Below are 21,914 nucleotides of genomic sequence, written 5' to 3'. Positions count from 1 at the left end.
TCAGCCCACCGCCTTGTGCACGGCCGTGATGACGGCGTCGGGCTGGGGCAGCGCCGCTTCCTCGAGATGGCGAGCATAGGGAATGGGCGCCTCGGCGGTGCACACGCGCCCGATGGGCGCGTCCAGGTCGTAGTAGGCGTGTTCGGCTGCGCGGGCGGCGATTTCGGCGGAGACGCTCATGCTGCGCCAGCCCTCGTCGACGATGACGAGACGGTGGGTGCGGGTGATCGAATTCAGCAGCGTGGTCTCGTCGACGGGGCGCAGGGTGCGCAGATCGATCACCTCGGCGTCGATCCCCTCACCGGCCAACTGATCGGCGGCGGCGGTGGCGACGCGCAGCGCGCCGCCGTAGGAGACGAGCGTGACATCGGTTCCGGCGCGCCGGATGACCGCCTTGTCGATGTCGACCGCCCCGGCGTCCGCGGGCAGGTCGCCTTCGCTGTTGTACAGGGCGATCGGTTCGAAGATGAGCACCGGATCCGGGTCCTGCAGTGCCGTCCACAGCATGCCGCGCGCATCGGCGACGGTGGCCGGGGAGAGCACACGCAGGCCGGGAATGTGCGCGTAGAACACCTCGAGGCTGTGCGAATGCTGTGCGGCGAGTTGACGTCCCGCGCCGGTGGCCATGCGGATCACCAGCGGCACGCCCAGCTGGCCGCCGGACATGTGGCGCAGCGTGGCGGCATTGTTGAGGATCTGATCCATGGCCAGCAGGCTGAAGTTCACGGTCATGACCTCCACGATCGGGCGCAGGCCGCCCAGCGCCGCGCCGATGCCCGCGCCGACGAAGGCCGATTCGCTCAGCGGGGTGTCGCGGATGCGCCGGGGCCCGAACTCGTCGAGCAGTCCGCGGCTGACTCCGAAGCAGCCGCCGTACGCGCCGACGTCCTCCCCCATGAGGAAGACGCGCTCGTCGCGGATCAGGGCTTCCCGCAAGGCTTCCCGCAGCGCTTCGCGATAGGTGGTGGTCATGTCCGCTCCGCATACACGTGCCGGGTCAGGTCGGCCACCGGTTCCAGTGGCGCGGATTCGGCCGCGGCGACCGCGGCATCGATCTCGGCGTCGGCCGCGGCTTCCAGCGCCGCCCGGTCCTCGGGACCCCATTCGCCCGCGGCGCTGAGCTCCTGGGCCAGACGCGGGATGGGATCGCGGGCTTTCCACTCCTCGATCTCGGACCGTTCCCGATAGCGGTCGGCGTCGTACATCGAATGCGCCCGGAAACGGTAGGTGCGCAACTCCAGGAAGCACGGCCCACCGCCGCCCCGGATCGATTCCGCCGCGCGCCGCGCCGCCATGGTCACCGCGACCGGATCCATGCCGTCGACCGGCCAGGCCGGCAGCCCATAGCTCGCGGCACGCAGCGCCAGATCGGTGGCCGCGTGTTCGTGGTCCAGGGCCGTGCCCATGGCGTAACGGTTGTTCTCACAAGCGAACAGCACGGGCAGCTGCCACAGCGCCGCCAGGTTCAGGCATTCGTGGAATTCGCCCTCGGCCACCGCGCCGTCGCCGAACAGGCACACCGTCACGGTGTCGCGCTCGCGCAGCCCGTCGGCGAGAGCGAGCCCGACCGCCAGTGGCAGTCCGCCGCCGACAATGGCATTGCCGCCGTAGAAGCGACGCTCGGCGTCGAACAGGTGCATGGAGCCGCCGCGACCGTGACTGCATCCCGTTGCGCGGCCGAACATCTCGGCCATCACGGCCGCCATGGGAACACCGCGGGCCAGCGCGTGCCCGTGCTCGCGGTAGGTCGAGACCACCGCGTCGCCGGGGTCGAGCGCGCCCAGCAGTCCGGCGGCCACCGCCTCCTCACCGATGTAGAGGTGCAGGAAGCCGCGAATGGCCTCGGCGCTGTAGAGCCGCACGCAGCGTTCTTCGAAGCGCCGGATGCGAATCATCTGCCGCAGCAACTCGATTCGCTCCGCCACCGGCACGTGCGAATGCTCCGGCCCGAACCTTTCCGAAGCGGCCGGGTGCAACGGCCCGACGCCCGCCTCCGGCGCGACCGGGTGCAACGGCCCGACGCCCGCCTCCGGCGCGACCGGGTGCAACGGCCCGACGCCCGCCTCCGGCGCGACCGGGTGCAACGGCCCGGGGCCCGGCTCCGGGGCGGGCCGGCGCCCCGGTCCGGAGCCGGCCTCCGGGGCCGGAACGACCACGCCGCCGCCGTTCGGCCCACCCGGAGGCGCGGATTCGGGCGTTTTCCGCCCGCGCCGGGTATTTCGGTTGCTCGGCGGCCCGGATTCGGCCCGCCGCCGCGAGGTGGTCATGGTGCCCCTTCCAGGGTCGACACATCGCCCTCGGGGAGCCCGAGTTCGCGGGCCTTGAGCAGTCGCCGCATCACCTTGCCGCTGCGGGTGTGCGGCAGGCTGTCGGCGAACACGATCTGTTTGGGCGCCACCGCACCCAGTTGCTTGCGCCCGAAGGCGATGAGCTCGTCGTGCAGTGCGGGCGTGGGCTCATATCCGGGGCGCAGCAGGACGAATGCCTTGACCAGCTCCCCGGCCACCGGGTCCGGCGTGCCGATGACACCGGCCTCGGCCACCGCCGGATGCGCCAGCAGCGCGCTCTCCACCTCGAACGGGCCCACCAGATGCCCGGCGGATTTGATCACGTCGTCGGCGCGCCCGACGAACCAAAAATACCCGTCGGCGTCGCGGCGGGCCAGATCGCCGGACAGATACCAGCCGTCGGCGAAAGCCCGTGCGTACCTGGCAGGATCGTTCCAGTAGCCGCGGAACATCGAGGGCCAGCCCGCGCGCAGCGCCAGCTCGCCGATCTCGTCGTCGGCGGCGAATTCGACCGCTCCGTCCACGACGGCGGCACGCCCGTCGGCGCCGCGGCGCAGGATGGCGGCCTCGATGCCGGGCAGCGGGCGGCCCATGGATCCGGGCCGGATCTGCTCGGCCGCGAAATTGGAGATCATGATCGCGCCGGTCTCGGTCTGCCACCAGTTGTCGTGGATCGGGCGGCCCAGCACGCGCGCACCCCACACCACCACCTCGGGATTGAGCGGTTCGCCGACGCTGGCCGCGAACCGCACCCGGGACAGATCCGTGCCGGCGGGCAGTTCGTCACCGCGGCGCATGAGCATGCGCAGCGCGGTGGGGGCGGTGTACCACACCGTCACCTGCTCGCGGGTGAGGATGTCGTACCAGCGCCGGGCGTCGAACTCGGCCTCGTCGCTGATCACGGTGGCGCCCAGGCACAATGGCGCGATCACCCCGTAGGTCATGCCGGTCACCCACCCGGGATCGGCTGTGCACCAGAAGATGTCGCCGGGCCGCAGGTCCAGGGCGTACTGCGCGGACATGCGGTGCGCCAGCACCGCGCCGTGCACGTGCACCGCGCCCTTGGGCCGCCCGGTGGTGCCGCTGGTGAAATGCAGCAGCGCCGGATCCTCGAATCCGGTGCGCACAATGGGAAATACGTCGCTGGCCGCGGCCAGCGCCAGGGACAGTTCGATGGTGTCGTCGAGGGGTTCGGCCTCCACCCCGGCATCGGTGAGCAGGACATGCCGCAGCGCGGGCAGCGCGGCGCGATGGGGCGCGACCTTGCGCCGGTAGTGCTCGGTGGTGGTCACCAGGGTGGTGGCGCCGGAGATCTCCAGCCGTTGGCGCACCGGTTCCGGTCCGAACGCCGAGAACAGCGGTGACACCACGCATCCGGCCTTCCAGGCGCCGAGAATCGCGACATACAGCTCCGGGGTGCGGCCCAGCAGCAGGCACACCCGGTCCCCGCGGCGCACGCCGATGCCGCGCAGCACCGCCGCGAATCTATTGCTCAGCGAGGCGAGTTCGGCGTAGGTCAGGTTCACCCGGCTGCCTTTCGCGCCGAGCCAGCGCAGCGCGGCCGTATCGGCCCGCGGCGTGCCCAGATGCCGGTCCACCGCCTCGTAGGCGATATTCGTACCGCCGCCGGGCATGTCACCGAGGGCGGCGCGGGCGGCGCGCCAGCTGAATTCCCGGTACGCCGTCCGGTAATCGGTGAGGTTGGCGGCGGATCGTTGGTCGGTGGATTTGTCGATAGGTGCCCAGCGCATCGGTTCGCGTTCCGAGACGCCCTCACGGCTGACGGTTCTCATGGGTCCTCCCGGATCAAGTCAACGCCGACCGCGCCGCGCTCCGGCAGGGCGCAAAGACCATTGCCGCGATGACCTCCGCCTCCGCCGGAAACGGCACTGCGCTTCTGCCCGGGGCGGCAGGACCTTCGCCTCTGTGGCCGGTCGGCGGAGCGGACGCACGCTGGACGCAGGAACCCGGACCGAGGAGGCAGACGATGGACTATCGGGTGAGCTTGTGTGAGACGGCGCCGCAGACCGTGCTGCGCGTACCGCTCGAGATCCGCCCGGACCTGTTGAGCGAGGGCATCGTGATCGCCATGGAGCGGCTGACCGAGGTCGCGCAGCGCGCCGGGCTCACCGCCAGCGGCGCGCCGACCATCACGTTCCATCGGGAATTGCCGGCCGCGGACGTGATCACGGTGGACTGCGGGCTGCCCGTGGAGACCGCGCCGACGCTGGGCCCCAGTACCGGCGCCGAACTGGTCATCCAGCCGCCCGCGCTGATCGCGCGCACCTGCCATCGCGGCGGCTATCACACCATCGACGCCGCGTACCGGGTGCTGCGGGAATGGCTGCACGAGAACGGATGCCGGCCGGTCGGCCCGCCCACCGAGGCGTATCTCATCGGCCCCGACGAGGTGAGCGATCCCCGTCAGCTGATCACCGAGATCCGGATCCCTGTCGCGCCGTCGCCGGCCATCGCGGTGCATCTCGACGCGACCTTCCCCGAGGCGGTGGAGTGCACGCGGAAAGCCTTGCAACAGCACGGATTCGGCATCCTGACCGAGATCGATGTGCAGGCCGTGCTGCGGGAGAAGGCGGGCGAGCACATCGAGGAGTACCTGATTCTGGGCGCCTGCAATCCGCAGCTGGCGGCCCGCGCCCTGGCCACGGACCGGCAGGCCGGGCTGCTGCTGCCGTGCAATGTCGTGCTGCGCGCCGACGACACCGGTGTCCTGGTGGAGGCCGCCGATCCGGAGGTGCTCATGCGGGTCACCGCCGAGCCGGCCCTGGAGCCGATCGCCGCGCAGGCCCGGCGGCTGCTCGCCGCGGCCCTCGACAGCCTCCGGCAACGGGCCGCCTCGGCGTCCTGAGCGGTGACCATGGTCCCGCCGGTGCGGGCACGAGTCCTCTCCGTCCAGGCCACTGTGCACGGGCACGCTGGCGACATGGAAAAGCACAAGCCCCGTATCGCAGTCGTTTACGCCACCGCCCAGGGGTCGACCCGGGAGATCGCCGAGTACATCGGCGAGGATCTGTCGGCCCGCGGCGCGACCGTCGAGATCGCCGATGTCGAGCACGCCCCCGATCTGACCCGTTTCGACGCGGTCATCCTGGGTAGCGCCGTCCACGACATGGATTTCCTGCCGGCCGCGACCGAATATGTGCACAGCCACCGCGCCGAGCTCGGCTCTCGCGATGTGTGGCTGTTCGGCGTCGGGCTCGGACCGGCCCTGCGCGGCCCCATCGGCCGCCGCGTCGGGCGGCGCGTGCCGAAAAAGATCGCGGCCCTGCGCGATTCGATCAACCCACGGGAATACCGCTGCTTCGCCGGGCATTACGAGCGCGTCGGCGTCTCCTTGAAGGCCCGCATCCTGTACCGCCTCATGGGCGGCGGACGCTACGGCGACCTGCGCGATTGGACCGCCATCGGCCTCTGGTCCTACCACATCGCCGAAGAGCTGAGACTGCAGCGGCCGCAGTCCATTCCGACCCACCCCTGAAAGGCGCATCCGATGAGCCACCACACCGACCCCTTCGCCCCGGCTCTGCACACCGCCAACCAATGGCTGCGCACCGTCGCCGACCGGCTCGGCACCGAGGACCGCATATTCGCCCACAAGGCGGTCCGGGCCTGGCTGCACACCGTGCGCGACCGCCTGCCCGTCGGCGCGGCCGCGCATCTGAGCGCGCAGTTGCCCGAGATCCTGCGCGGCATCTTCTACGAGGGCTGGATCCCCGGCCACGTGCCCGTCGCCCACGACGGGCCCGCGTTCATCGGCCAATTCGCCCGCGAGGCCGGCGTTTCCCCCGAGGACGCGGTGACCCTGGCCGGGGCGGTGACCGACGCGTTCGCCGAACTGTTCTCCCCCGGCCAGCTCGATCACGTGCTCGCGCAGCTGCCGGTGAAACTGCGGCAGATCCTGCTGGGCGCGGACTTCCGCGACATCCTCGCGGCGGCGGCGGTGTTCACCCCGCCGGATATCGCGCCCCTCGCCGACCTCGAGCAGCGCATCCAGGCGCTCACCGACGCGGTCGCGGTGCTCGCGCGCGGCCTGGAAGCCCTACCCGGCAGTGAATCCGCCCCCACCGCACAGGTTTCCGCCGCCCAACAGGCTCATCGCATCCTGCTCGCGGAGGGCTTGACCGGACCCGCCGCCCGTCCGCACTGACACCGATCGCGCCCCGTTCGGAGGGACACCCTCATGACCATCCGCCATGCCCCACTGTTCGTGATCGCCCTGCCGGTGGTCGTCACCGGACTCCAGCTGGCCGGCGCCTCGGCCACCACCATGCTGTTCGCGCTGCTCGCGCTCGCCGTCCCGGTGCTGTCGCTGCTGTTGCTGCCCGGTGACGTGCGCACCCCGCGGCCCCGCCCGAGCGAGCACCGACCGTAATCGGAACCGGAACCAAGGATTCGACATGCTGAAGGCAACATTCCCACTCGGCCGAATCGCGGGCGTCCGGGTCGCGGCGCACTGGTCGGCCCTCGTCACCATCGCCCTGTTCGCCTGGGTGCTCGGGGTCTACCTGTCCGGCACCGGCAGCACCGCGACGGTGTGGATCACCGCCATCGCCGGCGCAATCGCACTGGTGGCCTGTCTGCTCGCCCACGAGCTGGCGCATTCCCTCGTGGCCCGCCGCGACGGGGTGCAGGTGCAGGGCATCACGCTGTGGCTGCTGGGCGGAGTGTCGGAGCTGAGCGGCGAACCTCGCGATGCGCGTTCGGATCTGCGCATCGCGCTGGCCGGGCCCGGCACCAGCCTGCTGCTGGCCGCGGTGGCGGGCACTGCCGCGATGCTCACCGCGCTGGTCTCCCCCGGCAGCACGCTCACCGCCGCCCTGGGCTGGCTGGCCATCGTCAATGCCGTGCTGGCCGTATTCAATCTGCTGCCCGGCGCCCCGCTCGACGGCGGCCGCGTGCTGCGCGCGATCATCTGGTGGCGCACCGGCGATCGCCTGCGCGCCGAGACGCACGCCGCCCGCAGCGGCCAGATCCTCGGATTCGCCCTGGGCGCACTGGGTTTCGCCGAGTTCATCGCCATCGGCCACCTCGGCGGCGTCTGGCTCATGCTGCTCGGCTGGTTCCTCTACACCGCCGCCCACACCGAACTCGTCCTCTCCGGCCTGCGTCATCGCCTGGGCGACACCCGAATCCGCGAGGTCATGACCCCGAACCCGCTGGCCATCCCCGCCGACTGGCCCATCCCCGCGCTGCTCGCCTCCGACGCGGTGCACACCCGCCACCGGGTCTTCCCGGTCACCGACCGCACCGGCCACCCCATCGCCGTCCTGGCCTGGTCGGACGTGGCCGCCCTCCCCGAATCCGCCCGCCACACCACCCGAGTCGCCGATATCGCCCGCCGCCTGCCCCCGGGCGCCATCGCCGGCCCCGACGAGCGCCTCGCCGATGTCGCCGCCCGCGCCGTCCTCCGCCCCCACCTCGACGCCCTCGCGGTGGCCGACGCCGGCGGCCCACTGCTGGGCATCGTCACCGCCACCGACCTCATCCTGGCCTGCGACCGCTCCGCCCTCGGCCTCCCGATCCCCTACTCCCCCAAGAGCTCCCGATGAACGCCACCCCGGTCCTGCGGGACGAACCGCAGCAGATCTTCCGGGACCGCAGCGAGGCCGGCCGGACGCTGGCCCGCTTGCTCGCCCACTATCGCGGCGATCCGGACGTCGTGGTGCTCGGCCTGGCCCGCGGCGGGGTGCCGGTGGCCTGGGAGGTCGCCGCCGCCCTGGACGCTCCGCTGGACACCCTCATCGTCCGCAAGCTCGGCGCGCCGGGCCGGCCGGAGTTCGCCATCGGGGCGCTCGCCGGCGGCGGCCGGGTCGTGCTGAACGACGATGTGGTCCGGGCGCTGCGGCTCACCGCCGAACAGGTGCGCTCCATCGCCCGCGACGAGGCCCGCGAACTGGCTCGCCGCGAGAGCGCCTACCGATCCGGCCGCGCGCCCGTGGAGGTGGCGGGGCGCACGGTCATCCTGGTCGACGACGGGCTGGCCACCGGTGCGAGCATGTTCGCCGCGGTCGAGGCCATCCGCGCCGGCGAGCCCGAGCGCATCGTGGTGGCGGTGCCCGCCGCGCCCGAATCCACCTGCCGCGAGTTCGGGGCGCTCGTCGACGAGATGGTCTGTGCCACCATGCCTTCCCCGTTCCTCGCGGTCGGCCATTCGTTCTGGAACTTCAGCCAGGTCACCGATGACGAGGTGCGGCAGTTGCTCGCCACGCCGACGATCGGCGCGCCCGCGCCCGTGGTCGATCCGGTGGCCGTCCTGCGCGCGGCGGCCATCGAAGCGCCCGCGGGCGTGCCGCCGGAGCAGGCGCTGCCCGAGTTCCTCGGCGATGCCCGCATCGTCCTGATCGGCGAGAGCTCGCACGGCACCCGGGAGTTCTACGCCGCGCGCGCCGCCATCACCGGCTGGCTGATCAGCGAGCGCGGTTTCAGCGCGGTCGCGGCCGAGGCCGATTGGCCCGACGCCTACCGCGTCGACCGCTATGTGCGGGGCCGCGGCGCCGACGGATCGCCCGCGCAGGCGCTCAGCGGTTTCGAACGGTTCCCGTCCTGGATGTGGCGCAATACCGTGGTCCGCGAGTTCGTCGACTGGCTGCGCCTGCACAATGACGCGCAACGCCGCGCCGGTGGCGCGTGCGCCGGCTTCTACGGCCTCGACCTCTACAGCATGCACCGCTCCATGCGACAGGTGATCGACTACCTCGAGCAGGTGGATCCGGCGGCGGCGCAGCGGGCGAAACGCCGCTACGCCTGTTTCGACCGCACCTCCGACGACGACGGCCAGGCCTACGGATTCGCGGCCGCGTTCGGCGCCGGCGAATCCTGTCAGGCCGAGGTGGTGCGCCAGCTGGTCGACCTGCAGCGCAACACCCCCGCCCTCGGCGAAATCCAGGACGGCGAGGCGCATTTCGACGCCCTGCGCAATGCCTGGACCGTGCGCGACGCCGAGGCCTACTACCGCGCCATGTTCGGTGATCGGGTGTCGTCGTGGAATCTGCGCGACGAGCACATGGCCGACACCCTCGACGCGCTGCTGCGCCATCTGGACCGCCCCGGCGCCCCCGCCCGGATCGTGGTGTGGGCCCACAACTCCCACATCGGCGACGCCCGCGCCACCGAGATGGGCGCCGACGGCCAGCTCTCGCTGGGCCAGCTGCTGCGCGAACGCCACGGAGACCGGTGCCGCAGTATCGGATTCACCACCGGCTCGGGCACCGTCACCGCGGCGAGCAACTGGGGCGGCGACGCCGAGCGCAAGACCGTCCGCCCGCCGCTGCCCACCAGCCTCGAAGAGCTCCTGCACGATATCGGCCTGCCGGCGCTGTTCCTGCGCACCGACGCCTCCCCCGAGGCGGCCGACATCCTGCGCGCCCCACGCCTGGAACGCGCCATCGGCGTCATCTACCAGCCCGCCACCGAACGTCAGAGCCATTACTTCCACGCCCGCCCGGCCGACCGCTACGACGCCCTCGTCCACATCGACCGCACCACCGCGCTCGAGCCGCTGTATCCGGGCAGCCGCTGGGAATCCGGAACGACACCGGAGACCTATCCGACCGGTCTGTGACGGCACGGCGGCCGCCGACGCGACCGCGCCCCGCCCGACCCGCTGTGCGGGTGAGCGGGGCGCTGTCGGGTCGTCAGATCCGGACCGCGGCCAGTTGCTCGGCGGCGCGCCGTTCGACCAGCAGGGGGACGAAGGTGCGGATTCGGGCTCCGGCGAAGGATTCTCGGACGTGCCCGACGAGCGCGGTGATGATGCCCGGGGCCACGTCGGGATGACGCGTGGTCAATCTCTCGATCACGAACCGGCTCTGGGTGTCCTCGTCATTGCGCATAGGCCCATGGTTGTCGGCGCGGGATCGGCGTCGTAGAGCACTACTGCCCCGGGTGGGAGGGGACTCGGTCTTTCATGCGTGCGGTGCGCCGTGCCGGGCGGCGGTGAGGAGTTCGGTGACGGCGCGCTGGATTCCGGTGGAGATGACGTCGATGTCGGGGGTGGTGTCGTAGTCGCCGGTGATGCCGAAGTTCAGTTGGTCGCCGTAGCTGAGGATGGCGATGCCGGTGCGCAGGCGCATGGCGATGGGGACGGCGGGCAGCAGTTCGAGGACCTTGCGGCCGTGCACGGTGAGGGGGTGGCGGGGGCCGGGGATATTGGTGGCGACGGCGGTGACGCCGCGCTGGGGGACGCGCGAGATCAGGCGCAGGGTCCAGGCGATGGGGGCGAAGGGCAGCAGGGAAGCCATGGTGATCAGGGACTTCTCGGCGCCGGCCTCACCGCGCGACTTGTGTTTGGTCATGCGGCGGTGGATGACCTCGAGGCGTTCGACCGGGTCGGCGATCTCGATCGGCAGGAACGGGAGCATGGCCGAGACGCGGTTGTCGAGAACGTATTTCGCGTTCTCGGGGCGCATGGACACCGGGACCAGGGTGCGCATCTTGTCGTGGCTGGGCTGTTCGCCGCGGCCCAGGAGCAGGGCGCGGTAGGCGGCCGCGATCGCCGCCAGGACGACATCGTTGACCGTGGCGCCGAAGGCCGCGCCGACCTCGCGGACATCGGGCAGGGAGACTCGTGCGACCACATAGCGGCGTTGGCGGCCGATCGGGCCGTTGAGCGAGGACCCGGCGGCCGGGGTGACGACGGAGACCACGATGGGAATCAGGCTGCGCACCATGCCGGTCAGGGCGCGGGGCGCGTCGAGGGTCCAGCGCAGCGCCCCGGTCACCGTATCGAGCAGACCGGTGCGCGGCGCGGCATCGCCCGCGGCGGGGACCACGGTCAGTTGCGGGCCCTCGTCCTCGCGATCGCACAGGCTCGCGAACAGCGTGACCCCGGAAACGCCGTCGACCAGGCTGTGGTGCGCCTTCACCAGCAGCGCCCAGCGATCATCGCGCAGGTGCTCGACCACGACGCACTGCCACAGCGGGTGATCGCGGTCGAGGCGCTCCTCGAGCTCGGTGGCGATGAACTCGAACAGTGCGGCGTCGTCGGCGGGTTCCGGCAGCGCGGTCCAGCGAATATGGTGCGCCACATCGAAATTCGGATCGTCCTCCCACACCGGGGTCGCCAGGTCCAGCGGCGCACGCCGCACGCGCTGGCGCAGCCGGGCATTGTCGGCCAGCCGCCCGTTCAGGGCGTCGGCGAACTCGGCGCGGGTGGGTGGCTGCCCGGAAATGATCGCCACAGCGCCGATTCCAAGACTGATGTGCTGATCGGAATCCTCGAGCTCGATGAATCCCGCGTCCAGCGGTCGTAATTCGGTCATGACCGATACCTATGTCGAATGGGTATTACCCACTCCATCGTTGCGCGGCCCGCACCGGGCGGGTGAGTCCCGAAGGTCCTCACGGCGAGTGACCGTCGTCACGCGAACCGGTCGGATCGCGGCGCGGGTCCAACGCCCGCCGAGGCCGGGACCTTCTCCCCTGCCGCCCGCTCGGCCACGCCAGCGACGCTGGTAGGGACGACACGCGAGGGACGGAGCCGTAATGGGCGACTATGTGGCCGATCTGGGTGAGCTGCGGATGGCGGACGCCGATCGCGCGGGCGGCAAGGGCGCGAATCTCGGCGAGCTGGTGGCGGCGAAACTGCCCGTGCCGCCCGGATTCGTGGTGCTGCGCTCGAGCTACGAGGACGTGGTCTGCGCCGGCCCGCACGGACAGGAACTGGACGGTTTGCACGCCCAGGCGCTCGACGCCGCCCTGCGCGGCGCCCGCGCGGACGAGCAGCGGCTCGACGAATACTGCCACCGGATGCGGGAGCTCGTGCACGACTCGCCGCTGACGCCCGCGGTGCACGAGGCCATCCTCGGCGCCTACCGCACGCTCGGCGAGGACATCGGCGTCGCGGTGCGCTCGTCGGCGGTGGGCGAGGACAGCGCCACGGCCTCGTTCGCGGGAATGAACCTCTCGCGCACCAATATTCACGGCGAACAACAGCTGCTGACCGCCCTGGTGGAATGCTGGGCCTCGCTGTTCACCCCGCGCGTGCTGACCTACCGGGCCCGCCGCGGCATGCACGATCGCCCCGAGATGGCGGTGGTCGTGCAGCGCATGGTGACCGCCCGCAGCGCCGGCGTGGCGTTCACCGCCGATCCGGCCACCGGTCGCCGCGACCGGGTCGTCATCGACGCCGCCCGCGGCCAGGGTGAGGTGGTGGTGTCCGGGGCGACCGAACCCGACACCTACCTGCTCGACCACGCGGGCCCGAATCTGCTGGCCACCCGGCCGGGCAAGCAGAGTTTCGCCATCGTGCCCGGCCCCGACGGCGATCGGCGCGTGGAGCTCACCGGCGACGAGACCGCCGCGCCAGTCCTGACCGATGCACAAGCCGTCGAGGTGGCCCGGCTCTCGCTGCGAGTGCAGCAGCATCACGGCGACCGCCCCCAGGATGTCGAGTGGGCCTTCGACGACGACCAGCTGTGGCTGGTGCAGGCCCGCCCGATCACCATGCTGCCCGACCACGCCGGCGTCAGAACCCCGATGGCCCAGGAGGTTCCGGGCCGGGTGCTGGCGAGCGGGCTGGGCGCCGCGCCCGGCCGCGCCAGCGGTCTGGTGCGGGTCCTGCACTCCCCCGCGGAGGGCGCGGTGCTGCGCGAGGGCGAGGTGCTGGTCGCCCCGATGACCAATCCGGACTGGCTGCCCACCATTTCGCGCGCCGCGGCCGTGGTCACCGACAGCGGCGGCATGACCTGCCACGCCGCCATCGTCGCCCGCGAGCTCGGCGTGCCGTGCGTGGTCGGAACCCGTACCGCCACCACCGAACTGCATACCGGCACCGAGGTCACCGTGGACGGCACGGCCGGGCAGATCCGCGCCGGACGTTCCGGAAAATCCGCCACCGCCACGGACCGGGCCGCCGCCCCGATCGCCGCCGAGCCCACGGCCACCCGCGTCTACGTCAATCTGGCGCTGCCCGAGGTGGCCGAACGAGTGGCCGCCCAGGATGTCGACGGCGTCGGGCTGCTGCGCGCGGAAACCCTGCTCACCCAGGCGCTCGACGGCCGCCATCCGCGCGATCTCATCGCGCTCGGGCAGGGTGAAGCCTTCGTCCGGCGGCTGTCGGACGCGCTGTATCGCATCACCTCCGCCTTCGCGCCGCGGCCGGTCGTCTATCGCGCCACCGACCTGCGCAGCAACGAATTCCGCGCGCTCGAGGGCGGAACCCGCTACGAGCCGCGGGAACACAATCCGATGATCGGCTTCCGCGGCTGCTACCGCTACGTCCGCGAACCGGAGATGTTCTCCCTCGAACTCGCCGCCCTGGCCCGGGTCCGGGAGCGAACCCCCAACCTGCACTTGATGATTCCATTCGTGCGCACCCGCTGGGAGCTGGAAGCCTGCCTGGAACTGGTGGACCGCAGCCCCCTCGGCAGCCACCGCGGCCTGCACCGCTGGGTCATGGCCGAGGTGCCGTCGGTCATCTACCGCCTGCCCGAGTATGTGGGCATGGGCATCGACGGAGTGTCCATCGGCAGCAACGATCTCACCCAGCTCATGCTGGGCGTGGACCGCGATTCGGAGGAATGCGCCGAGCTGTTCGACGAATCCGACGCGGCGGTGCTCGACGCGATCGAACGCATCATCACCACCGCGCGCCGGCTCGGCATCACCTCCTCGCTGTGCGGCCAAGCGCCCTCGACCCACCCGGAGTTCGCCGAACACCTGGTGCGCATGGGCATCACGTCGGTCTCGGTGACCCCCGATGCGCTCGCGCACACCCGCAAGACCGTCGCGGCGGCCGAGCGCCGGATCCTGCTCGAGCACGCGACCGCCCACCGGATCGACGAATAATCTGTGCTTTTCGGGTGTATGCGGCGACTCGGTCCGGCGTGGAATACAAATGAATTCCTGTCCAAATAGAATGTGGGCACGCGGTGCGGGGCATCCGGATCGCGACCACAGACACAGGACAAGACGACCATGACCGTGGATCCCCGAGGCGATTCCTACTCGGTGCGCGAGACTCTTTCGCAATTGCGTTTGCGGGAACTGCTCACCGAGGTCAAGGATCGCGTCGAGCAGATCATCGACGCCCGCGATCGGATGGACGGCCTGGTGGAAGCCATGCTGACGGTCACCTCGGGACTCGACCTCGATCAAACCCTGCGCACCATCGTCCGCACCGCCATCAGCCTGGTCGACGCCCGCTACGGCGCGCTCGGCGTCCGCGGTCACGACCAGCAGCTCACCCAGTTCATTCACGAGGGCATCGACAGCGTCACCGCCGCCCACATCGGCGATCTGCCCGCCGGGCGCGGTGTCCTGGGACTGCTGTTCAGCCAGCCCCAGCCCATTCGGCTGCTCAATCTGGCCGACCACCCCGCATCGGTGGGCTTCCCCAAGAACCATCCGCCCATGGGCACCTTCCTCGGTGTTCCCATCCGGATCCGCGATGAGATCTTCGGCAATCTCTATCTCACCGAGAAGGCCGGCGGGCACCCGTTCACCGAGGACGACGAGGTCATCGTGCGCGCGCTGGCCGCCGCGGCCGGCACCGCCATCGACAATGCGCGGCTCTACGAGGCGAGCCAGACCCGGCAGGCCTGGATCGAGGCCACCCGCGATATCGCCACCGAATTCCTCGCCGGCACCGACGCCGACGCCGTGCTCGCCGACGTGGTCGCCCATGCACGCGCCCTCACCCAGTCCGAGCAGGCATTCCTCGCCGTCAACGACGACCCGGAGAGCACCCCGCAGGAGGTCACGGAGCTGCGTATCGCCCAGTGGTCCGGACCGGCCGACGGGCCCAGCGTGTCGGTCGCCCGCACCGTCGGCACCGCGATCGGCCAGGTATTCACCGAAGGCACCCCGCTGCGCTTCGACAGCGCCGACGATATCGACCTCGGCAAGCCGATCGCGAACGCGGGGCCGACGCTCATCCTGCCGCTGCACGCCCAGGACGCCACCTTCGGCGTCCTGGTCATGGTGCGGCCGCTGGCGGCGCCGCTGTTCCCCGACGAACTGCTGGAACTCGCGGCGGCCTTCACCGACCAGGCCGCGCTGGCCATTCAGCTATCCGAGGCGCAGCAGCGCATGCGCGAGCTGGATGTGCTCACCGACCGCGATCGCATTGCCCGCGACCTGCACGACCATGTCATCCAGCGGCTGTTCGCGGCCGGGCTGAACCTGCAGGGCACCGTGGCGCGGGCCCGGACTCCGGAAGTGCGGCAACGCCTTTCGGAGGTCATCAACGATCTGCAAGACGTGGTGCAGGAGATCCGCACCTCCATCTTCGACCTGCACGGCGGCAACGGGCAGAGCACGCGGCTGCGGCAGCGGTTGGAGCAGATCATCAAACAGCACACCGCATCGGTCGAGATGCGCACCTCGCTGCGCATCTCCGGGCCGCTGTCGGTGGTCGAGCCGGAGCTGGCCGATCACGCCGAAGCGGTGGTACGGGAGGCGGTCAGCAATGCGGTGCGGCATTCGGGGGCCGAAACCCTCACCGTCACCGTGGAAGTCGAGGACGACCTCACCATTGTGGTGTCCGACGACGGATGCGGGATTCCGGATTCCATCACGCCGAGCGGGCTGAACAATCTCGAGCACCGCGCCCAGCAGGTCGGGGGCGAATTCGCCATTCTGCCCAATGCCGATGGCAGCGGCACCCGGCTGCGGTGGTCGGTGCCACTGCACTGAGCGCCGCCGCACCCAGAACCGCCGCACCGGAATCGAATCCGATGCGACGGCGCCGCGGTCAGCGTTCGCGCACCACGATGATCGGGCAGTCCGCGCTGTGCAGCAGTGCGGCACTGGTGGATCCGAGCAGCATGCCGGTGAATCCACCGCGACCGTGACTGCCCACCACGATCAGTTGCGCATGCTCGGATTCCTCGAGCAGGGAGCGAACGGGCCGGTCCATCACCAGGATCCGGCGCACCGCGACATCCGGATAACGCTCGCCGAAGCCGGCCAATCGTTCGGCCAGCACCGCGCTCTCCTCCTCCCGGATCACATCCCAGCCCGGCAGCATCGGGTAATCCGCACCGAGATAATCGCTCCACGCGTGCAGCGCGGTCAGGCCCACCTTGCGCAGTGACGCTTCCTCGAAGGCCAGCTCGAGGGCCTTCACGCTGGTGGGCGAGCCGTCCACGCCGACCAGCACCGGCTTCTCCGCCGACACCTGATCGGTGCCCGCGGTGGAGTGGACGACCGCGACCGGGCAGTGCGCGTGCCGGCTCAGCGCGGTGCTCACCGAGCCCAGCAGGCTGCGCTGGAAGGCGCCCAGGCCACGGCTGCCCATGACCACCATCCGGGCCTGCTTCGAGCGCTCGATCAGGAACGGAATGATCGGTTCGAGGGTGACTTCGGTGCCGATGGTGATGGCCTCACCGGCGGCCGCCGTCCGCGCCACCCGGGCGGCTTCGGTCACCACGCGCTCGCCGTCGGTGCGCAGCCACTCGATATCCGACTCCGTCAGCACCGCGCCCGGACCGAAGCCGGTCGGCACCGCCACCGAGGTGACGATGTGCAGCGCGCAGCCGTGCAGCCCGGCGTCGACCGCGGCCCAGGCGGCGGCGTGATACGACAGGGCCGAACCGTCGACCGCCACCACTACCGGCGGATTCAACTGCTTCGCAGGGGAATTGGCTTGTTCTGTCATGATGTCCTCCAAGTCCGTGGATGTCTCAGTCGGTGCCGATAGGTCTGGCGAAAGCACGCCATTCGGCGTCCCACCGCTGGCTGCGCAGTCCGTCCAGGAGCCAGACCACACCCCAGTGCAGGGCCATCGCACCGCCCCAGCCGATGACCAGCACCGTGAGCGCGATACCGACCGCGTCGCCGACGGCTGTTCCCGCTTCCGGGGGCGGGGCGGCGAGGCGCCCGTCCGCGTCGAGCCACACCTGCACGTCGGAGCCGATCGCCGCCGCCGTGTCGAGAGTCGCCGTCCCGGTATCGGTATTCCCATTCCGCCGCCAGCTCACCTGCGCTTCGTAACGACCCGCCTGGTATTCACCGACTCCCGGCTTCAGCGTGGAGTCGGTCACCAGGGTCGCCGTGACCAGGGTTTTCGCGGCCGATTCCGATTCGATCCGGTCGGCCGTGCGGGTGTAGCCCGCGGTGCCGGCCGCACCCGCGACCGGCACGACGATCAGCAGCAGGGCGATCACCAGCAGCCGGATCACCGCTTGGCAGCGGTCCGTACCGCGCATCAGCGGATTACGGTTCCACGGCTGCAGCCGCCACACGCGCAGCAGCGGGACGGGATTGCCTGCCATCGCCGATCACCTCGCGTCGGCCGGTTCCAGCGGCCGCACGACCTCGTGCAGCGGGCGCCGGGGTGTCGCCGGGATCGGTGCGGCACTCGTCGCCGCCCAGCCCATGCGGATGATCAGCTGCGGGTGCCCGAAGCCGCCCAGAATGTCGGTGCGAATGCGTTCACGCAGCCGCGGGATCTCCAGGGGTTCGGTGAGCGCGCAGGTGGCCAGGCCGTGCGCGGTGGCGGTGAGCAGCACCGTGCTGGCGGCCTCGCCCGCTCGCAGCCAGGATTCCAGATCATTGGCGGCGGTGCACAGCAACAGCATGCGCGCCGCCTCGTCGGTATCGCGCACCACCGCCTCGGCCAGCGCGGGTTGCGCGAACGGACGCACCGTGGGGTCGATGGCGGGCACCGCGTTGCGGGCGGGCACGCCCTCCGGCGCCGCGTGGTGGCCGCTCCAGGCGGCCAGCTCGGCGCGATAGGCGGCATCGCCCGCGTGCTCGTCCGCGGCCTGCCGGAAGGCGCTCAGCAGGCGGGCCCGCTCGCCCGCCCCATCGATATCGTGCACCGTGACACCCCGGTCGGTGCCAGTGGCGGTGATCCTCGCGACCTGCCCGGCCGGTACCTCCCAGGAGGTGAATCGCCGGCGATCACTGCGCCTGCGGGAAATGGCCCGGGCCAGGCGCACCGACGCCGGATCGGGCGCGGCGGCGGCGAATTCCACAGCGGCCAGATGCCGCGGTTCGGCCGGATTGGGCAGCCGGTGCACCCGGGCCTCCCAGCCGAACACCCGGCACGCCACGCTTAGATGATGCAGCGCCGCACCGCAACTGAGCACCAGCTCCCGGCAGTCGGGATCGGTGTGCGGCAACTGCCTGCCGTGATCGGCGTACAGGTGCACGGTATTGTCGCCGACGCGCCACAACCACGGCTGGGTATTGTGCACCGAGGGCGCGCGCACCGCCAGGGTCAGCGCCGCCCGCAGCGTCTCGGGATCCGGATGTGTCCTCGGCATCGGTTGTCCTTCCTCGGAATTCGCGTTTCAGGGTTCCCGGACCACGAGCACCGGGCAGCCGGACAGATGCAGCAGCGCGGTGCTCACCGAGCCCAGCAGCATGCCGGAGAATCCGCCGCGGCCATGGCTGCCGACCACCAGCAGCTGGGCGCCGTCGGCCTGCTCGAGCAGGGCGCGCACCGGGGTATCGCAGGCCACGACCCGCTCCACCCGCACGTCCGGATAGCGCTCGCCGAATCCGGCCAGGCTCTCCCCCAGCAGCACATCCTCGGTTTCGCGAATCCCGTCCCAGCCGACCACCGGCAGGTCGTAGCCGGTGGTGTCGCTCCACGCGTGCACCGCGATCAGCGTCACCTTGCGGCGTGAGGCCTCGTCGAAGGCCATTTCGACTGCGGGCAAGCTGTTCTCGGTGCCGTCGACGCCGACCACCACCGGCTTGCCGGACGATCCCGGATCCGACTCCGACAGCCCGTGAATGACGGCGACGGGGCAATGCGCATGCCGCGTCAGCGCGGTGCTCACCGACCCGAGCACCGCCCGCCGGACAGCACCCCGCCCACGATTGCCGACCACCAGCATGCGCGCCCGCTTCGACAATCCGAGCAGAGTCGGCGTAATGAGGTCGAAGGTCAACTCGGTGGTGATCTCCAGCGATTCGTCCGGCACGGCATGCCTGGCGATCCGCAGGGCTTCGCCCAGCACGCGCTCACCGTCCCGCCGCAGCCCGGCCATCTCGGCCGCGCCGTACACCGTCCGCGGATCCTGTCCGACGGTGATCGCATACGAGGTGATGATGCGCAGCGGACACCCCCGCAACTCCGCTTCGGCCGCCGCCCAGGCCACCGCCTGATAGGAGATCTCCGACCCGTCCGAGGCAGCCACAATCGGAAGGTTGCCCGCATCCGGCGCGGGAAGAACGTTGTCAGCCATGATGTCTCCTGATTCCGGTGATGCTCCGAGCATCCCGCTCCCCGGCCGGTCACCCCAGGGAACAACGTCATCACCTCACCGGGCCGTCAGCCCTCGTCTGCGCTGGAGTCCGTGGGCACGTGTCCGAGCCCGTAGAACCTTCAGGCGCAGTCGTCATGTTCGAGCGACACGGCGGCGTACATGCATAAATTCGCATATCTACATTGCAGTGTATTCGCGCAGGCGTCTGCTTGATCGTCGTCCACTGGTATCTCAGTTGCTCGATATCCATTTCCACTGCGGCAGTGTGGAATTCGGTCCCCAGTTCACGCAGGAGCGACATCCACTCCGCGCTGGCCGCGATTTCGGGACGCTGGCCACCGCCGGATTCATCACGCCCGGCGGGCGCGGCGGATTTCGGCTGGACCGCCTACACCCCGCTGTCGGACATCATCCACTCCCCCGGCGTGGGAGCCGATATGTGGATCCTCGGCGTGGGCGTCTCGGGCCTGGGCACCATTCTGGGCGCGGTCGATATGCTCACCACCGTGGTGTGCCTGCGCTGCCCCGGCATGACCATGTTCCGGATGCCGATCTTCACCTGGAATGTCGTCGTCGCGAGTTACCTTATCCTGCTGGCGTTTCCACTGCTGACTGCGGCCGCGCTGGCGCTGTACTACGACCGGCATCTGGGCGGGCACATCTACGATCCGGCCTCCGGCGGCGTCATGCTGTTCCAGCACCGGTTCTGGTTCCTCGGCCATCCCGAGGTGTATGTGATCGCGCTGCCGTTCTTCGGCATCGTCTCCGAGATCTTCCCGGTCTTCAGCCGCAAACCGATCCATTCCGGCGTACCGCAGGTGATGGTGCGGATCGGGATGGCGCCGAGGGATGCGGATCCGGTCCCGCGCACGCCCCGGCGACCACTCGCCGACATCCTGACCATCACCGCCCCTGTTTCTTTCGCTATCAAAAGGTGTGACTTTGAGCCCTACCTCGGCGCGGGAGGCGCGACCCACCCTGGTGGGAAACAAGATTCGTGTGTCGAGAAATGGGAGGACCCCACCGGTGCTGCGCGGAGCCCCGTGACGCCTATTCGGTCCTCGAAACCCTGTCCCAGCTGCGGTTGCGCGAGCTGCTCATCGAGGTCAAGGACCGCATCGAGCAGATCATCGACGCTCGCGACCGCATGGACGGCCTGGTCGAAGCCATGCTCACCGTCACCTCCGGACTGAACCTCGACGACACCTTGCGCACCATCGTGCACACCGCCACCACCCTGGTCGACTGCCGCTCCGGGGCGCTGGGAGTGCGCGGGCGCGACAGCCGGCTCACCGAATTCGTCTACCAGGGCATCGACGGGCACACCCGCACACTCATCGGGGACCTGCCCCACGGTCACGGCGTCCTCGGCCTGCTGTTCACCCAGCACACGCCGATCCGGCTGCAGAACATCGGCGACCATCCCGCCCTGCACGGCGGCAACGGCGCCGGCACCCGGCTGCGCCAACGGCTCGAACACGTCCTCGCGCTGCACACCGCCGACGCCGACATCCGCTCCTCGCCGCGGATCTCCGGTTCGCTGTCGGTCGTGGCGCCCGAACTCGCCGATCACGCCGAATCGGTAGTGCGCGAAGCGGTTTCCAATGCCATCCGCCATTCGGGGGTGGACACGCCCACGGTGCGAGTCGATGTCTCCGACGATCTCACCATCACCGTGTCCGACGATGGCCGCGGCATTCCCGATGCCATCACCCCCAGCGGACTGGACAACCTCGCGCACCGCGCCGAACTGGCGGGCGGAACCTTCGCCGCGCTGCGCGGCGCCGACGGCTCGGGGACGCAATTGCGCTGGTCGGCCCCCTTGGATTGACCGCGACGCGGTCGGGCGCTGGTCGCTGCGCCGCCGGGCCGTCTCGGTCGATACTGGATCGGCAAGCAGTTCGCCGTGACATTCCCTATGTGGAGGGCAAAGCTCATGTCCGAGAACCGAACTCGTATCCTCGACCGCGTCATCGCGACCCAGGCGCCCGCCGCGGTGATTCTCATCCGCGCCTACGTGGGCGCGATCTTTCTGTTCGAAGGCATTCTGAAATTCTTGCGGCCCGATACTCTCGGCACCGGCCGCTTCGACAAGGCCGGGATCCCGGCACCGGGATTCTTCGCCCCCTTGGACGGGATTTTCGAAATCGTCTGCGGCGTACTCATTCTCGCTGGTCTGCTCACCCGCCTCGCGGTGGTCCCGATGATCGTGAACATGCTCGGCGCGCTCCTGATCACCAAACTGCCCATCCTGTGGAGCGACGCCGCACTGTTCCGCGGCAAGTCGGGCTGGTGGGACTTCCTCCACGAATCCCGCACCGACCTCGCCCAACTGTGCGGCAGCGCGTTCCTGCTCCTCGTCGGCGCAGGCGCCTACTCCTTCGACGCCCGCTGGACCACACGCCCGAGTCCTGCGGCGGCCGCGTCGGGGCGGTCGTGATCCGCG

The 21,914-nt window shown here is 70.4% G+C and carries 19 protein-coding genes and 2 pseudogenes; 12 read left to right on the top strand and 9 right to left on the bottom strand.

Features of this window, described 5'->3' with window-relative positions; all coding sequences use genetic code 11:
* The 3 genes from ACYQ5L_RS17015 to acsA all read right to left on the bottom strand — a co-directional run bounded on the left by ACYQ5L_RS17015 (position 1) and on the right by acsA (position 4,039).
* Positions 1–972 carry an alpha-ketoacid dehydrogenase subunit beta gene (locus ACYQ5L_RS17015; RefSeq protein ID WP_459958667.1) on the bottom strand — a complete coding sequence of 324 codons (972 nt, stop codon included), beginning with the start codon at positions 970–972 and terminating at the stop codon, positions 1–3.
* Positions 969–1,931, bottom strand: a complete 963-nt coding sequence (pdhA, locus tag ACYQ5L_RS17010) for a pyruvate dehydrogenase (acetyl-transferring) E1 component subunit alpha (RefSeq protein ID WP_459963448.1) — start codon at positions 1,929–1,931, stop codon at positions 969–971. Before pdhA ends, ACYQ5L_RS17015 begins: the two co-directional genes overlap by 4 nt.
* Before the next feature lie 332 nt (positions 1,932–2,263).
* Positions 2,264–4,039: an acetate--CoA ligase gene (acsA, locus tag ACYQ5L_RS17005; RefSeq protein WP_459963447.1), complete on the bottom strand. Its 1,776-nt coding sequence runs from the start codon at positions 4,037–4,039 to the stop codon at positions 2,264–2,266.
* Between the two features lie 110 nt (positions 4,040–4,149).
* Between acsA and ACYQ5L_RS17000 the strand changes: the two genes are divergently transcribed.
* The 6 genes from ACYQ5L_RS17000 to ACYQ5L_RS16975 all read left to right on the top strand — a co-directional run bounded on the left by ACYQ5L_RS17000 (position 4,150) and on the right by ACYQ5L_RS16975 (position 9,867).
* Positions 4,150–5,154, top strand: coding sequence for a DUF302 domain-containing protein (locus tag ACYQ5L_RS17000; protein ID WP_459958666.1), 1,005 nt, complete (start codon positions 4,150–4,152; stop codon positions 5,152–5,154).
* 75 nt (positions 5,155–5,229) lie between these two features.
* A complete protein-coding gene (locus ACYQ5L_RS16995) occupies positions 5,230–5,784 on the top strand; it encodes a flavodoxin domain-containing protein (protein WP_459958665.1) in 555 nt (184 codons plus the stop codon).
* 12 nt (positions 5,785–5,796) lie between these two features.
* Positions 5,797–6,453, top strand: coding sequence for a DUF2267 domain-containing protein (locus ACYQ5L_RS16990; RefSeq protein ID WP_459958664.1), 657 nt, complete (start codon positions 5,797–5,799; stop codon positions 6,451–6,453).
* A gap of 33 nt (positions 6,454–6,486) precedes the next feature.
* Complete coding sequence (locus ACYQ5L_RS16985) at positions 6,487–6,678, top strand: hypothetical protein (RefSeq protein ID WP_379193447.1); 192 nt, start codon at positions 6,487–6,489, stop codon at positions 6,676–6,678.
* A 25-nt stretch (positions 6,679–6,703) separates the two neighbouring features.
* On the top strand, positions 6,704–7,855 hold the full coding sequence (locus ACYQ5L_RS16980) for a site-2 protease family protein (RefSeq protein ID WP_459958663.1): 1,152 nt from the start codon (positions 6,704–6,706) through the stop codon (positions 7,853–7,855).
* Positions 7,852–9,867 carry an erythromycin esterase family protein gene (locus tag ACYQ5L_RS16975; protein WP_459958662.1) on the top strand — a complete coding sequence of 672 codons (2,016 nt, stop codon included), beginning with the start codon at positions 7,852–7,854 and terminating at the stop codon, positions 9,865–9,867. The genes ACYQ5L_RS16980 and ACYQ5L_RS16975 overlap by 4 nt, the downstream gene beginning before the upstream one ends.
* 73 nt (positions 9,868–9,940) lie before the next feature.
* On the opposite strand, the gene ACYQ5L_RS16970 is transcribed toward ACYQ5L_RS16975, so the two are convergent.
* Positions 9,941–10,138, bottom strand: a complete 198-nt coding sequence (locus ACYQ5L_RS16970; protein WP_459958661.1) for a three-helix bundle dimerization domain-containing protein — start codon at positions 10,136–10,138, stop codon at positions 9,941–9,943.
* Between the two features lie 72 nt (positions 10,139–10,210).
* Positions 10,211–11,566: a wax ester/triacylglycerol synthase family O-acyltransferase gene (locus ACYQ5L_RS16965; protein ID WP_459958660.1), complete on the bottom strand. Its 1,356-nt coding sequence runs from the start codon at positions 11,564–11,566 to the stop codon at positions 10,211–10,213.
* A gap of 223 nt (positions 11,567–11,789) precedes the next feature.
* Here ACYQ5L_RS16965 and ppsA point away from each other — a divergent pair, with 223 nt between their 5' ends.
* The gene (gene ppsA, locus ACYQ5L_RS16960) at positions 11,790–14,093 is read left to right on the top strand and encodes a phosphoenolpyruvate synthase (protein WP_459958659.1); all 2,304 of its coding nucleotides are present in this window, start codon (positions 11,790–11,792) and stop codon (positions 14,091–14,093) included.
* A gap of 129 nt (positions 14,094–14,222) precedes the next feature.
* On the top strand, positions 14,223–15,941 hold the full coding sequence (locus ACYQ5L_RS16955) for a GAF domain-containing sensor histidine kinase (protein WP_459958658.1): 1,719 nt from the start codon (positions 14,223–14,225) through the stop codon (positions 15,939–15,941).
* Positions 15,942–15,999: 58 nt separating this feature from the next.
* Here ACYQ5L_RS16955 and ACYQ5L_RS16950 read toward each other — a convergent pair whose 3' ends face one another.
* Genes ACYQ5L_RS16950 through ACYQ5L_RS16935 form a run of 4 tightly spaced genes read right to left on the bottom strand, consistent with a single transcriptional unit; the run spans position 16,000 to position 19,447 of the window.
* The gene (locus ACYQ5L_RS16950; protein ID WP_459958657.1) at positions 16,000–16,905 is read right to left on the bottom strand and encodes a universal stress protein; all 906 of its coding nucleotides are present in this window, start codon (positions 16,903–16,905) and stop codon (positions 16,000–16,002) included.
* A gap of 25 nt (positions 16,906–16,930) precedes the next feature.
* The gene (locus tag ACYQ5L_RS16945) at positions 16,931–17,521 is read right to left on the bottom strand and encodes an Rv1733c family protein (protein ID WP_459958656.1); all 591 of its coding nucleotides are present in this window, start codon (positions 17,519–17,521) and stop codon (positions 16,931–16,933) included.
* A gap of 6 nt (positions 17,522–17,527) precedes the next feature.
* Complete coding sequence (locus tag ACYQ5L_RS16940) at positions 17,528–18,517, bottom strand: Acg family FMN-binding oxidoreductase (RefSeq protein WP_459958655.1); 990 nt, start codon at positions 18,515–18,517, stop codon at positions 17,528–17,530.
* Positions 18,518–18,544: 27 nt separating this feature from the next.
* Complete coding sequence (locus ACYQ5L_RS16935; protein WP_459958654.1) at positions 18,545–19,447, bottom strand: universal stress protein; 903 nt, start codon at positions 19,445–19,447, stop codon at positions 18,545–18,547.
* A gap of 343 nt (positions 19,448–19,790) precedes the next feature.
* Between ACYQ5L_RS16935 and ACYQ5L_RS16930 the strand changes: the two are divergent.
* The 4 genes and pseudogenes from ACYQ5L_RS16930 to ACYQ5L_RS16915 all read left to right on the top strand — a co-directional run.
* A pseudogene (locus ACYQ5L_RS16930) lies at positions 19,791–20,310 on the top strand (cbb3-type cytochrome c oxidase subunit I); the annotation flags it as partial.
* A 167-nt stretch (positions 20,311–20,477) separates the two neighbouring features.
* Positions 20,478–20,906 (top strand): annotated as a pseudogene (locus tag ACYQ5L_RS16925) (histidine kinase); the annotation flags it as partial.
* Between the two features lie 111 nt (positions 20,907–21,017).
* Complete coding sequence (locus tag ACYQ5L_RS16920) at positions 21,018–21,299, top strand: sensor histidine kinase (protein WP_459963446.1); 282 nt, start codon at positions 21,018–21,020, stop codon at positions 21,297–21,299.
* Positions 21,300–21,404: 105 nt separating this feature from the next.
* Positions 21,405–21,908 carry a DoxX family protein gene (locus tag ACYQ5L_RS16915; RefSeq protein WP_459958653.1) on the top strand — a complete coding sequence of 168 codons (504 nt, stop codon included), beginning with the start codon at positions 21,405–21,407 and terminating at the stop codon, positions 21,906–21,908.
* Positions 21,909–21,914 lie beyond the last annotated feature (6 nt).

This window comes from Nocardia sp. IFM 10818, from assembly GCF_054655275.1.
This window is presented reverse-complemented; position numbering and strand designations above follow the sequence as displayed.

Coding starts and splice junctions, on each gene's coding strand:
- ACYQ5L_RS17015 (WP_459958667.1), bottom strand. CDS start 972: ATGACCACCACCTATCGCGAAGCGCTGCGGGAAGCCTTGCGGGAAGCC.
- acsA (WP_459963447.1), bottom strand. CDS start 4,039: ATGCGCTGGGCACCTATCGACAAATCCACCGACCAACGATCCGCCGCC.
- ACYQ5L_RS17000 (WP_459958666.1), top strand. CDS start 4,150: ATGACCTCCGCCTCCGCCGGAAACGGCACTGCGCTTCTGCCCGGGGCG.
- ACYQ5L_RS16995 (WP_459958665.1), top strand. CDS start 5,230: ATGGAAAAGCACAAGCCCCGTATCGCAGTCGTTTACGCCACCGCCCAG.
- ACYQ5L_RS16990 (WP_459958664.1), top strand. CDS start 5,797: ATGAGCCACCACACCGACCCCTTCGCCCCGGCTCTGCACACCGCCAAC.
- ACYQ5L_RS16985 (WP_379193447.1), top strand. CDS start 6,487: ATGACCATCCGCCATGCCCCACTGTTCGTGATCGCCCTGCCGGTGGTC.
- ACYQ5L_RS16980 (WP_459958663.1), top strand. CDS start 6,704: ATGCTGAAGGCAACATTCCCACTCGGCCGAATCGCGGGCGTCCGGGTC.
- ACYQ5L_RS16975 (WP_459958662.1), top strand. CDS start 7,852: ATGAACGCCACCCCGGTCCTGCGGGACGAACCGCAGCAGATCTTCCGG.
- ACYQ5L_RS16970 (WP_459958661.1), bottom strand. CDS start 10,138: ATGCGCAATGACGAGGACACCCAGAGCCGGTTCGTGATCGAGAGATTG.
- ACYQ5L_RS16965 (WP_459958660.1), bottom strand. CDS start 11,566: ATGACCGAATTACGACCGCTGGACGCGGGATTCATCGAGCTCGAGGAT.
- ppsA (WP_459958659.1), top strand. CDS start 11,790: ATGGGCGACTATGTGGCCGATCTGGGTGAGCTGCGGATGGCGGACGCC.
- ACYQ5L_RS16955 (WP_459958658.1), top strand. CDS start 14,223: ATGACCGTGGATCCCCGAGGCGATTCCTACTCGGTGCGCGAGACTCTT.
- ACYQ5L_RS16950 (WP_459958657.1), bottom strand. CDS start 16,905: ATGACAGAACAAGCCAATTCCCCTGCGAAGCAGTTGAATCCGCCGGTA.
- ACYQ5L_RS16945 (WP_459958656.1), bottom strand. CDS start 17,521: ATGGCAGGCAATCCCGTCCCGCTGCTGCGCGTGTGGCGGCTGCAGCCG.
- ACYQ5L_RS16940 (WP_459958655.1), bottom strand. CDS start 18,517: ATGCCGAGGACACATCCGGATCCCGAGACGCTGCGGGCGGCGCTGACC.
- ACYQ5L_RS16935 (WP_459958654.1), bottom strand. CDS start 19,447: ATGGCTGACAACGTTCTTCCCGCGCCGGATGCGGGCAACCTTCCGATT.
- ACYQ5L_RS16915 (WP_459958653.1), top strand. CDS start 21,405: ATGTCCGAGAACCGAACTCGTATCCTCGACCGCGTCATCGCGACCCAG.